Source organism: Sphingomonas sp. LH128 (assembly GCF_000293195.2).
In the GTDB taxonomy this organism is placed as follows: Bacteria; Pseudomonadota; Alphaproteobacteria; order Sphingomonadales; family Sphingomonadaceae; genus Novosphingobium; species Novosphingobium resinovorum_A.
In genome coordinates, this window is record NZ_ALVC01000081.1 from 1 (window position 1) to 12206 (window position 12206).

Annotated in this window: 11 protein-coding genes; 6 read left to right on the forward strand and 5 right to left on the reverse strand. The window is 66.7% G+C overall.

Translation table 11 applies throughout. The features are described 5' to 3' along the window. Window positions 1–317 precede the first annotated feature (317 nt). The 3 genes from LH128_RS07375 to LH128_RS07385 all read right to left on the reverse strand — a co-directional run bounded on the left by LH128_RS07375 (window position 318) and on the right by LH128_RS07385 (window position 3524). Complete coding sequence (locus tag LH128_RS07375; protein ID WP_008828981.1) at window positions 318–1577, reverse strand: amidase; 1260 nt, start codon at window positions 1575–1577, stop codon at window positions 318–320. A gap of 34 nt (window positions 1578–1611) precedes the next feature. Next, window positions 1612–2382 carry an HpcH/HpaI aldolase family protein gene (locus tag LH128_RS07380; protein ID WP_008828982.1) on the reverse strand — a complete coding sequence of 257 codons (771 nt, stop codon included), beginning with the start codon at window positions 2380–2382 and terminating at the stop codon, window positions 1612–1614. A gap of 128 nt (window positions 2383–2510) precedes the next feature. Further along, entirely contained in the window at window positions 2511–3524 is a 1014-nt protein-coding gene (locus tag LH128_RS07385) for a LacI family DNA-binding transcriptional regulator (protein ID WP_008828983.1), read from the reverse strand. Window positions 3525–3753: 229 nt separating this feature from the next. Between LH128_RS07385 and hisD the strand changes: the two genes are divergently transcribed. The 4 genes from hisD to LH128_RS07405 all read left to right on the forward strand — a co-directional run bounded on the left by hisD (window position 3754) and on the right by LH128_RS07405 (window position 7921). After that, complete coding sequence (gene hisD, locus LH128_RS07390) at window positions 3754–5085, forward strand: histidinol dehydrogenase (RefSeq protein WP_008828984.1); 1332 nt, start codon at window positions 3754–3756, stop codon at window positions 5083–5085. 93 nt (window positions 5086–5178) lie between these two features. Beyond that, window positions 5179–5943, forward strand: a complete 765-nt coding sequence (locus LH128_RS07395; protein WP_008828985.1) for an SDR family NAD(P)-dependent oxidoreductase — start codon at window positions 5179–5181, stop codon at window positions 5941–5943. Between the two features lie 197 nt (window positions 5944–6140). Next, window positions 6141–7211 (forward strand): bifunctional DNA-binding transcriptional regulator/O6-methylguanine-DNA methyltransferase Ada, encoded by a 1071-nt coding sequence (gene ada, locus LH128_RS07400; protein ID WP_008828986.1) that lies wholly within the window; start codon window positions 6141–6143, stop codon window positions 7209–7211. Next, window positions 7208–7921, forward strand: coding sequence for a 2OG-Fe(II) oxygenase (locus LH128_RS07405; RefSeq protein WP_008828987.1), 714 nt, complete (start codon window positions 7208–7210; stop codon window positions 7919–7921). Before ada ends, LH128_RS07405 begins: the two co-directional genes overlap by 4 nt. A 73-nt stretch (window positions 7922–7994) precedes the next feature. Here LH128_RS07405 and LH128_RS07410 read toward each other — a convergent pair whose 3' ends face one another. Beyond that, complete coding sequence (locus LH128_RS07410; RefSeq protein WP_008828988.1) at window positions 7995–8696, reverse strand: LuxR C-terminal-related transcriptional regulator; 702 nt, start codon at window positions 8694–8696, stop codon at window positions 7995–7997. A gap of 497 nt (window positions 8697–9193) precedes the next feature. Further along, window positions 9194–9799, reverse strand: a complete 606-nt coding sequence (locus tag LH128_RS07415; RefSeq protein ID WP_008828989.1) for a polysaccharide biosynthesis/export family protein — start codon at window positions 9797–9799, stop codon at window positions 9194–9196. Window positions 9800–10177: 378 nt separating this feature from the next. Here LH128_RS07415 and LH128_RS07420 point away from each other — a divergent pair, with 378 nt between their 5' ends. Further along, window positions 10178–10837: a sugar transferase gene (locus LH128_RS07420; RefSeq protein WP_008828990.1), complete on the forward strand. Its 660-nt coding sequence runs from the start codon at window positions 10178–10180 to the stop codon at window positions 10835–10837. Further along, window positions 10837–12105 (forward strand): outer membrane beta-barrel protein, encoded by a 1269-nt coding sequence (locus LH128_RS07425; RefSeq protein WP_008828991.1) that lies wholly within the window; start codon window positions 10837–10839, stop codon window positions 12103–12105. Before LH128_RS07420 ends, LH128_RS07425 begins: the two co-directional genes overlap by 1 nt. Window positions 12106–12206: the final 101 nt, after the last annotated feature.

The following is a 12206-nucleotide window of genomic DNA, read 5'->3' on the forward strand; positions in this document are numbered from 1 at the left end:
CATCCAGGTGTCCTACGCGGCACCGCGCACGTACGGCATCCGCGTCGGCACCAAGTTCTGACGATGGCAGGGAAGGGGGAGGCGGGAGCCTTCCCTTTCACGGCGTGAAGAGGCGGCGCTTTCCCGGCGGGGAAGGCGCCGTCTTCCTTGTTTGCCGGGTTGCGAATGCCCTGCCTGCTCACCGTTCGTCATTGCGAGCGCAGCGAAGCAATCCAGGGCGGCTCAAGACTGCTCTGGATTGCTTCGCTGCGCTCGCAATGACGAGGGGCGGGGCGAGGGGTAGGGCGAACCTCGATCGGCGACCAAAGCGCGTTCGGTCAAGCCTGCTCGATCATGCGGGCGAGATCGAACAGCAGCTGTTCGCGGCCCGTCGGAGCCAGCAGTTCCACACCGACAGGGCAGGTCTGCGCGCCCGCCGGAACGCTGATCGCGGGCCAGCCGGTGCGAGGCGCCAGTTCGGGAGCCCAGCCGACCTTGGGATTGCCCAGACCCTCGGGAATGACGCGCAGGGTCGGGTGGAACAGCCCGTCGAGGCGGTGCTCCGCCATGGCCCGCAGCAGGGTGTCGGTCAGGCGGCGATGAGCGGCAAGGACAGCCTGCGCCTCTTCCGCGCTGCGCGACAGGCGATCGAGGATCACCGGGCGGTATTCCGGAAGGAATCGGCCGCCTTCGAGCAAGGCGGCGAGGCTTTGCGGTGCGGTCCCGGCCACGAAATTGCGGGCAAGATACGCGTCGAACGCGGCCGCGAATTCGACGTCGACGATATGCGGACCGGCCAGCATTTGCGCGATATCGGGGATCGCGAAAGGATCGACGAGTTCGGCCCCGCCGTCCGCCAGTTTTCGCAAGGCGCGTTCGCAGGCGGCGATCACCCTCGGGTCGGTGCCGAAGGCGGCGCGCAGCACGCCGATGCGCGGCGGCGCCCCGGTTTCTCCCGCAGGGATCTTGCCGCCCATCGCGAGATAGAGCCCGCGGGCATCCTCGACCGTGCGGGCGATCGGGCCGATGGTGTCGGTGGATGGGGCCAGCGGCGCGACGCCGTCCAGCGGCAGCATGCCATGCGCGGGACGCAGTCCGACAAGGCCATTGCAGGCCGCCGGAATGCGGATCGAGCCGCCGGTATCGGTGCCGATCGCGGCGCTCGCGAAGCCGCGCGCGACTGCGACCGCCGATCCGCCGCTCGATCCGCCCGCCGTCGTGGCCGGGGCAAAGGGGCTGAGGACGTCGCCGCCGAGCGAACTGCGCGATCGCACTTCGAAGGAGAACTCGGACAAGTTGGTCTTGCCGACGATGACGGCCCCGCCATCGACAAGCCGGTCGATCACCGTGGCATTGGCGAGCGGCATCGCGGCTTCGAGCGCGAGGCATCCCGAACTGGTCGCCATCCCTGCGATGTCGATGTTGTCCTTGATCGCCAGCACCATGCCGTGGAGCGGCCCCACCGGCATCCTTCGGCGCATGGCCGCGTCCGCGTCGCGCGCCGCCATGCGGGCGTGCGGGTTCAGCGCCAGCATCGCATTCCAGCGATGATCCTCGGCGCCGATGCGGTCGAGGCAGGCGTCCAGCCTTGCCTCCACGTTGCCTGTCGCGGGATCAGGGCCTGTCGCGAGATCAGACGGCAACGGACCGGCGCGCCCTGTCGAGAAGGTCTGCGGCGCCCTGCAAAAGGAAGCCATGGTCGGAGCCGAGCAGGAACAGGCTGGCGCCGCGTTCGTGCCAGTGGGTCACGTCCTCGATCCGGCTGAGGAACATGCCGACCGCCCGGCCATTCCTGCGCCCCGCGTCGCAGATGCGCTCGACGGCGGCGACGACGCGTTCATGGTCCTGGCTGGCAAGGCCGTAGCCCACCGTCAGGTCCACGCGGCCGACGAACAGGCAGTCGATGCCGTCGACGCGGGCGATCTCGTCGATGTCCTCGACCGCTTCGGGGTCTTCGATCTGGGCGATGGCCACGGTTTCGCGCTCGCTCAGGCGCAAGTGGTCGGCCATTGGGCGCGTCGTGTAGCAGGCCGCGCGGGTGGAGCCGGCATAGCCGCGCCCTCCGGCGCCGAAGCGGCAGGCGCGGGCGAAGGCGGCGGCTTCTGCGGCATTGCGGATATGCGGCGCGACGACACCGGTGGCGCCGCAATCCAGCGCATTGAGCACTTGCTCCGGCGTCGCTACCGGAATCCGCACGAGGCTGGGCATGCCGATGGCGCGGGTCATGGCTACGCAGCCGTCGATGGTCGCGCGGTCGAACGGCGCATGCTCGGCATCGAGGCAGAGGCAGTCGAGGCCGGTGAGCGACAGCACTTCGGCGACGATCGGCGAGGGTGTCTTGACGAACGTGCCGACCAGCAGTTCGCCCGAGGTCAGCCGTTCACGGAACGCGGGCGTGTTCAAGACAGAGCCCGGTGGCATTCGCGGTGCGGCGTTGCAGTTCCCATGGATCATTCTCCGATGAATTCGAATTCATCGGTAAGCCCGAGGGCTTGCCCGGTCAATGGATTTGCTGCCAATCAGATTTGCGGTCAGGCGCCGACCGGGCGGGTGCTGCCGCGCACGACGAGGGAGCCTTGCGCGACGACCTGCTCGTGCCGGTCGGCATCGGTGCGCAGGGACAGGATCAGGCGCAGGGTCTCCGCCACCATGAAGGCCGCGGGCTGCGAATAGCTGGTGAGCGAGAAGCCGGGCCATGCCGCCATCGGCACGTCGTCGTACCCGGCGATCGAAATCTCGCGGCCCACGTCCAGCCCGAATTCGTGGCGGGCGACGGTGATCGCGGCCAGCGCCATGGTGTCGTTGGCGCAGAAGATCGCCTCGGGCCGGTCCTTGCGCAGCAGCAGGCGGCGGGTGGCGGCCATCGCGGTATCGAAATCGAAGGCGCCATCCTCGCGGATCGGGGCCGGTGCGCCCCGCTCGGCAAGGTATTCGGTGAATCCCGCCTCGCGCTGGGCGTTGGTGGAGGAATCCGCGGTGCCCGCCATGAAGGCGAAGCGGCGGTGACGCCCGGCCAGCAGGTGCGCCGCGATCGCCCTCGCGCCTGTCTCGTTGTCGCCCACCACGCAGGAGGCATCCTGCGCGGGGGTGGTGCGGTTGTAATGGATCACCGGCACCTGCGCGCGGCGGCACTGCTCGGTCAGGGTGGAGGAGGGGCTGACGGACAGCAGCACCAGCGCGTCGATCCGGTAATGCAGGATTTCGTGGATGGAGGGCTCGGGCCGGGTACTGCCTTGCGCCGGGAACAGCATCAGGCGCAGCCCGGCGCCGTCCAGCGCGTCGGACAGCAGTTGCAGGGTCTGGGTGAAGAACGGATTGGTGAGGTAGCCCACGCCGACGCCGACGATGTTAGAGCGCCCGCGAAGTAGCGAGCGGGCCAGCGGATTGGGTCGGTAACCCAATTCCTCGGCGGCGGCGATGATCCGCTCGCGCTTGTCCGCGGCGATGCTCGCGCCCGGCGTGAAGGCGCGCGACACCGCCGATTGCGACACGCCGGCCCTGCGCGCGACGTCCAGGGACGTGATCGCCTCTTTCTCGATTTCCATGCCGTTTCCTATCGAGTGGTCATGGGGGAGGTCAACGGCGTTACGCGGGGGGTGGAGTACGTTCAGTGAATGCATGATCATAGGTTAATGCGGCGATATAATGGCCATATGTTCGAATATTTTGCATATTGTGCATATATCGATGAATATGTATTCAAATACCAATCGGTGTCCGATTCCCAGGCGCCGCAGAGCAAGCGGGCAGACCGCCCGGGCAGGAGCAGGACGAATGGCGATCTATCTCAAGCGCGGCGCGACCGCAGAGGCGAAGGCGGATGCGGACCGCAAGGTGCGTGACATCGTCGAGGCAGCGCTGGCCGATATCGAGGCGCGCGGCGACGTCGCCGTGCGCGAGATGAGCAACCGGTTCGACAACTGGGACCGCGAGGACTACCGACTCTCGCAGGCCGAGATCGACGCCTGCGTGGAATCGCTTTCGGCGCAGGAGCGCAAGGACATCGAATTCGCGCAGGCGCAGGTGCGCAATTTCGCGCAGATCCAGCGCGACAGCATGAAGGACGTCGAGGTCGAGACGCTGCCCGGCGTCGTGCTCGGCCACAAGAACCTGCCGCTGAACTCGGCGGGCTGCTACGTGCCGGGCGGCAAGTATCCGCTGCTGGCCAGCGCGCACATGTCGGTCATCACCGCGAAAGTCGCGGGCGTTAAGCGGGTCATCACCTGTGCGCCCCCGTTCCAGGGCAAGCCCGCGCGCGCGATCGTCGCGGCGCAGGCGATGGCGGGTGCCGATGCGATCTATGCGCTGGGCGGCATCCAGGCGGTGGGCGCGATGGCTCTGGGCACCGAGACGATCGACCCGGTCGATATCCTCGTCGGCCCCGGCAACGCCTTCGTGGCCGAAGCCAAGCGCCAGCTCTACGGCCGCGTCGGCATCGACTTGTTCGCAGGACCGACCGAAACGCTGATCATCGCCGACGAGATCGGCTGCGACCCCGAGATGGCCGCCACAGACATCCTCGGGCAAGTCGAGCACGGCCCGGACAGCCCCGGCGTCCTGCTCACCAATTCGGAGAAGTTCGCGCGCGAGACGATGGCCGAGATCGAGCGCCTGCTGCAGATACTGCCCACGGCCGACCATGCCCGCAAGGCGTGGGAGACCTTCGGCGAGGTGATCGTGGCGGACAGCTACGAGGAAATGGTCCGCGTTGCCGACGAGATCGCCTCCGAACACGTGCAGGTGATGACCGCCGACCCGGACTATTTCCTGCAGCACATGACCAATTATGGCGCGCTGTTCCTGGGCAATCGCACCAATGTCAGCTTCGGCGACAAGGTGATCGGCACCAACCACACGCTGCCCACCAGAAAGGCGGCGCGCTACACCGGCGGGCTCTGGGTCGGCAAGTTCATCAAGACCTGCACCTACCAGCGCGTCCTCACTGACGAGGCCTCGGCGCTGATCGGCGAATACTGCAGCCGCCTCTGCGCGCTGGAAGGCTTCGCCGGGCATGGCGAGCAGGCGAACATCCGCGTGCGCCGCTTCGGCGGGCGTGACGTGCCTTATGCCGGGCAGGCGGAGCCGACCCCGGCGACGGCGGCCTGATCGGTCATGAACGGGGTGGACAGGGCGGCAGGGGCCGTCTCTGTTGGCCCCGTTCGCCGATGCGGCGATTTGGAAAGACATGAGGACGATGCGATGACCCTGCCCAGAACTCCCAGCCTACGCCTCGACGGGCGGCGCGCGGTCGTCACCGGTGCGGGCCGGGGCATCGGCCTTGCCGCCGCCGCTGCGCTGGCCGAAGCGGGGGCGGATGTCACGCTGGTGGCGCGTACCGCAGGCGAGATCGAGGCAGCTGCGGCGCAGATCACCGCGCTGGGCGGCAAGGCGCAAGCCGCAACGCTCGACGTGTCGGACCTTGCCGCAGTCGATGCCTTCTTCGCCGGGCAAGAGCCGTTCCACGTCCTCGTCAACAATGCCGGGACCAACCGGCCCAAGCCGATGTGGGAAGTGAGCGTCGAGGATTACGACGCGGTGCTCGACCTCAACGTCAAGAGCGCCTTTTTCGTGGCCCAGGCCTGCGCGCGGCGGATGATGGCGGCGGGGGAAACCGGCAGCCTGATCCACATGGGATCGCAGATGGGCCATGTCGGCGGCCCGAACCGCTCGCTCTACTGCGCCTCGAAATGGGCGCTCGAGGGCATGAGCAAGGCGATGGCGCTCGATCTTGCGCCCCGCGGTATCCGCTCCAACACGATCGCGCCGACCTTCATCGAGACGCCGCTCACCCGGCCGTACTTCGAGGACGCGGCGTTCAAGGCCAGCGTCCTGGCGAAGATCAAGATCGGCCGCCTGGGTCAAGTGGAAGACCTGATGGGAGCGGTGCTGTTCCTGTCGTCGGACGCCTCGGCGCTGATGACCGGGACCAGCCTCGTCGTGGACGGCGGCTGGACCGCCGACTAGGGTGTTGTCGCCCTACCGTGTTTCGTCGCTGCTCTCGCAATGACGAAGGGTGGAGTAATCAAACCTCCCCTTATGGGGTAGCCATTTCTGCTCCAGAGTCCCGCCGTAAGCCTCGCATGGCAGCGACGAAGGCCCCATATCGAATTTGAAAGCAGGAAACAGAGCGCGTTTCACCTGCGGGCTGGCAGAATGGGGCCATGACAAACGCAGACACACCTATCGACGACACCGCGGACGATCCGCGCTGGGCGCAAGTCGTCGCCCGCGACAAGAGCGCCGACGGCACGCTGTGGTACTCGGTCGCGACCACCGGCATCTATTGCCGCCCCTCTTGCCCCTCGCGGACCGCCAATCCCCGCAACGTGATGCTGCACGACACGCTGGAGAGTGCCCGCGCGACCGGGTGCCGGCCCTGCAGGCGCTGCAACCCGGAAGGCGCGTCGCAGGAAGCCGGGAATGCGGCGCTGGTCGAGCAGGCCTGCCGCCTGATCGAGGCGTCGGACGAGCCGCCTTCGCTCGATGACCTGGCGGCGGTGGTGGAACTGAGCCCCGGCTACTTCCACCGCCTGTTCAAGGCCCAGACCGGCCTGACCCCCAAGGCTTATGCGAGCGCCCATCGCGCCCGCAAGGTACGCGACACTCTGGCCGCAGGAGGCCGGGTGACGGACGCCATCTACGACGCCGGGTTCAATTCCAACGGCCGGTTCTACGAGCAGTCGGGCGCGATGCTGGGCATGACGCCCGGCCGCTACAGGAACGGCGGGGCCGACGAGGTGCTCCACTTCGCGGTGGCGCAGTGTTTTCTGGGCGCGATCCTGGTGGCCTCCAGCGACAAGGGGGTGGCATCGATCCTGCTGGGCGATGACCCCGCAGACTTGGTCCGCGACTTGCAGGACCGCTTTCCCCGCGCGGAACTGGTCGGCGCCGATGCCGGTTACGAGCGCACGGTTGCACGGGTCGTCGGCTTCGTCGAGGCGCCGGACATCGGCCTCGACCTGCCGCTGGACGTGCGGGGCACGGCCTTCCAGCAGCGCGTCTGGCAGGCGCTGCGCGAAATCCCGGCGGGCGAGACCGTCACGTATGCCGAAGTCGCGCGCCGCATCCGCTCGCCCAGCGCCACGCGCGCGGTTGCGGGAGCCTGCGCGGCCAATCGCATCGCCATCGCCATCCCCTGCCACCGGGTGATCCGCAACGACGGTTCGCTGTCGGGCTATCGCTGGGGCGTGGAGCGCAAGCGCAGGCTCATCGAACTGGAAGGCGGCGCATGAGCGCTCCTCTGAGCGCGCGGATCGACACCTACGACTGGGATGCGATCGCGGGCGATCTCGACCGGGAAGGCTGGGCGGTGCTGCCGGGCCTGCTCGAAGACGCCGAATGCGACGCCGTGGCCGGTATGTACGGACCAACAGGCGCCTTCCGCAGCCACGTCCACATGGCGCGGTACGGGTTCGGCAAAGGCGAGTATCGCTATTTCGCCTACCCGCTACCCCCGCTGGTGGAAGCGGCGCGCACCTGTCTCTATCCCCATGTCGCGCCGATCGCGAACAGGTGGAGCGAACGGATGGGCATGGCGACGCGCTTCCCCGCCGATCACGCGAGTTTCCTCGCAAGGTGCCGCGAAGCGGGCCAGAGGCGGCCGACGCCGCTGCTGCTGGAATATGGCGAGGGCGACTACAATTGCCTGCATCAGGATCTCTACGGGGATCACGTGTTTCCGCTGCAGGTCGCCGTGCTGCTGTCGCAGCCCGGCAGGGACTTCACCGGCGGCGAGTTCGTACTGACCGAGCAGCGTCCGCGCATGCAATCACGCGCATCGGTCGTGCCGCTCGGCAAGGGCGACGGGGTCCTGTTCGCGGTGAACCAGCGCCCGCAGCGGGGCACGCGGGGCGACTATCGCGTTACGCTGCGCCACGGTGTCAGCACGCTGCGTTCGGGCAGGCGTCGCACGCTGGGGATCATCTTCCACGACGCGGCCTGACGCTTCGTCATTGCTTCGCTACGCTCGCAATGACGGCGGTGTGGGGGCAGGCGGCCATGCTCCGGCAAAGCGATCAATTCCCCATCGAGGGCACCGTCATCGTCGCATCGAGGGTGGGCACGCCGTGCGTGGTCGCCCACATCGCCGCCTGTGTCCGGTTCGCGACGTTGAGCTTGCGCAGGATCGCCTTCACGTGAACCTTGACCGTCGCCTCGGTCACGAAGAGCTTGCGGGCGATGCGCTTGTTGGAATAGCCGGCCATCAGGCAGCACAGCACGTCGTTTTCACGCTGGGACAGCTTCGACCCGCCGCCGTGGCCGGTGTTCTGCAGGCCGGTCAGGTCGTCACGCGCCTCGGGTATCGCGATCCGGAAGTCCTCGCGCCGCAGCATGTCGGCGACGTCCGGCGGGATGACTTTGTGCCCCAGTGCCGCCAGGCGCAGCAGCGCGATCAGGGTGTCGCACGGCATGTCCTTCACGGCATAGCCCTGCGCGCCATGGTCGAAGCAGTTGAGCATGGACGAGAGGTCGAATTTCTCGGCCAGGATCAGCGCGCTCACGGTGTCGCGGCTGGCCAGCCGTTGCAGCGAATCGAGCTGGTCGGCCAGGCTGGGCATGTCGACCAGGACCAGATGATCGCTGCGGTCGGGCAATTCGGGCAAGTCATCGACGCTGGCGGAAGTCGATACGACCTCGATGCCGCCATCGAGGATGATGCGTCGGAGCCCCTCGCGAGAAATCGAACTGGGGTTGATAATAGAGACTGAAATACCCAACGGTCACCCTTCCGAGTCCCAACCCGGGCATCGATTCCTCAATGCCCGGAGTGTTGTTCAAGTGCGGCCTTTCGAGGTCAGTCCTGTCAATCGACGGTACAAGACGACATCCGGCGTCCCAAATATTCAGGCGCGGCTTTCTCCCAAATCCATTATGTACTTTTTTCAGGTCCTCAAAATACCCATGGCCGGTTGAGGCCGATGTATATCTTCCGAAAGCTGTTTACGTACATAACCATATTTGGTCTTGCCGGATGGCTACATTGGCATTTTTCAGTGTTTTGAGCGATTCACGTCGAAATTGCCGATATTTGCGATGAACGGTTCATCGCGGGACACTCGCAGCCTGTTTGGAAATTCGTTGGAAACGAATTTCGCGGCACCGGCCCGCTCCCCCTCCCGACCGCCCACAGGATACTGCCGATGGGCGGTCGGGAGGGGGAGCGGGCCGGTGCCGCTTACGAAATGCCCTTCCGGGCATTTTCGCAAAGAGCCTCTTAGAGCATCGATTCATTCACGGTGATGGTGTCGCCGGGCATGATGATCAGGGCCGGATCGCCGACGACGACCTTGCGGCCTCCGCCCCAGCTCTTGCGCAGGACGACGACGGTGGCCTTGTTTGCGCGGGGCGTGAAACCGCCCGCCTTGGCGATCGCTTGCAGCAAGGACATCTGCCCGGCGTAGGTATACTCGCCCGGCTTGCCGACTTCGCCGAGGATGTAGAACGGCCGGTACGACATGACGTCCACCGCGACATGCGGGTTCAGCACGTAGCCGCCCCGGGTCAGCTTGGCGGTGATGGCCCCTGCCATCTGGTCAGGCGTGCTGCCGGCGGCCGCGACGTCGGCGATGAGCGGCATCGTCACCGCGCCTGCGGTGCCGATCTCGTACTCGCCGGTCAGTGTCGGCTCGTCGAACACGGTCACCCGCACTTTGTCGCCGGCGTCCAGGCGCATGCCCTGGCTTGCGCGGGCGTTGGCCTCGGACACGTCGACAAGCGGATAGTTCTGAGTCGCGCATCCGGCGGCCAGCACCGTCGCCAGCAAAGCCGCGGAAATATGCGTGCAGCGGCGTGTGCGAGCCCTGAAAAGTTCCTGGATCATTTCACCCTCCTTGCGAGATCCCCGGCTCAAAGTCGGGGTGAGAGGCAATCCTATCCAAGTACCGTCGCGGTTCCATACCTCTTAGGTTGTGAAGAAAAATCAGTAAGTTCCGGGCCGATAGTCCGAAAGGGGTAGGTGGGTTTACGTCTTATGACCGTTTGCCTGCCGGCCATCGATGCCGTCACTCTGACAATCGTGATCAGTTCTCTTTGTACGGAAACGGAAAGAGATCCGGTCCTTCGGTTATCGCGACGCAGAGAGGTATCTTCCATGGATGGGAATTCGGCCGGGACTCAGGCTCGGATACACGAATCCTTCTCGGATGCGTATTCGCCGAGTAGCACCGAACGGGAGGAAGCGACACAGCTGGCGCCCATAGTGCCGGGTGCCCGCTCGCGTTGGGACTGCTGGGACTTGCTGGCGCAGCCCGATCACGTGCTGGCGCGGCCGTTCGACATCGCCATCGCCTCGCTGGCGATCATCGCCTTCCTGCCGCTGTTCATCATCGTCGCCATCGCGATCTGGGTCGATCAGCCGGGGCCGGTGATCTTCGCCCAGCGCCGGGTGGGCCGCAACGGGCGCGGGTTCCCGTGCTTCAAGTTCCGCTCCATGCAGCTCGACGCCGAGCGCAGCCTCGACGGTATCCTGCGCGAGAACCCGCATCTGCGCGCGCAGTGGGAGCGCGATCGCAAGCTGCCGAACGACCCGCGCGTCACCCGCGTCGGCCGGATCATCCGCGTCACCAGCCTCGACGAACTGCCGCAGCTGTTCAACGTTCTGCGCGGGGAGATGAGCATCGTCGGACCCCGCCCGATCGTGGTGGACGAGATGCCGCGTTACGGGCGCTACATCCATCACTACCTTGCCGTGCGGCCGGGTCTGACCGGGTTGTGGCAGGTCTCCGGGCGCAGCAGCGTGACCTATCGCCGCCGCATCGCCGCCGACATCCGCTACACCCGGGCGCGCACGCTCGCCTACGATGCGCGGATACTGGCGGCCACCATTCCCGCCGTCGCTTCCGGGCGAGGGTCCTGCTGATGCGGTTGGCATTTGCGCCAACCGGTCTGGGGCGAAAACGCTTCCAGCGCGCCGCCGCGCTCTGGCTCACCGGATCGTTCGTGCCCGCGTTCCTGTCGGGCACCGCGCGGGCACAGGACTATCCGGTGGAAGTGCCCGAATCGGTGGTCGAGCAGACCGATGCCGAGGGCATCCGCATCGGCACGATGAAGGTGCTGCCCCGGGTCAACTTCGACCTGCGCTACGACACCAACATCTATAACCAGCGCAGCAAGATAGACGACGGTGTCGCCGTGGTGCGCCCCAGCGTCAGCCTGCAGAGCGACTTTTCCCGCCACGCCGTCCACTTCGACGCTGCCGCCGAGGGCCGCCGCTACCTCGACACCAGCGCCGAGAACAGCAACCAGTGGTCGCTCTCCGCAGGCGGGCGACTGGACTTCGCGGACCGCTTCGTGCTGGATGGCGACTTCGGCGCGGCGCGCAGGATCGAGCGGCGCGGCACCTTCGGCGACCAGTTCTTCACCGACCGCCCGGTATCCTACAACGAGTACGGCGGCGGCCTGCGCCTGTCGCGCGGCGGCGGCATCATCGAGTGGCAGATCGGCGTCAGTTCGCGCAAGCTGGACTATAACGACGCGCGCCAGAACGGGCTCCCGGTCGACCAGTCCTTCCGCGACGTCCGGCGCGATGCCGTGACCTTTCGGGTCGATTATCGCCGCTCCGACACCTTCGGTCTTTTCGTCAGGGCGACCGGCAACCGGCTGGCTTACGACATCGGCACCGGCCGCAATTCCAAGGGCTTCTCCGTGGTCGGCGGCGTCAGCTACCGGATCACGGACCTGGTGACGGCGGAAGCGGCGCTGGGCTACGTCAAGCAGGACACCCGCGATCCGGCCCGCCCGGACATCGGCGCGATGGACTACCACGTCAGCGTCAAGTGGACCCCCACCCCGCGCACCCGCTTCGAACTGAAGGGCGAGCGCACGGTGGAGCGCAGCCCGCTGATGCTGGGCTCCGCCGTCCTGCAGTCCACGCTGGTCGGCAACGCCTCCATCGCGCTCGGCAGCCGGACGCTGGTGGGGCTCGAGGCCGGGTTCCTGCGCAACGAATACGAAGGCTTCGACCGCCGCGAATCGCGCGTCTTCGGCGAAGCTACCGTGACCCGCACGATCTCCACCCGCATCGCCGCCTTCGTCGGCGTGAGTGCGCGGCGGCAGCGCGGGTCAGGCATCAATCCAAGGGAATACGACGGGGCAGCCGTTCGAGTGGGAGCCCGGATCGCGATCTGAGGCGCCACCATCTCCAGCGGCCGGAAGGGCAGGAGCAGACAATGAACAGTGCACACCAGATTATCAGTGCCGGGCCCGATCCGCGCGATCTTGCGCTGGCG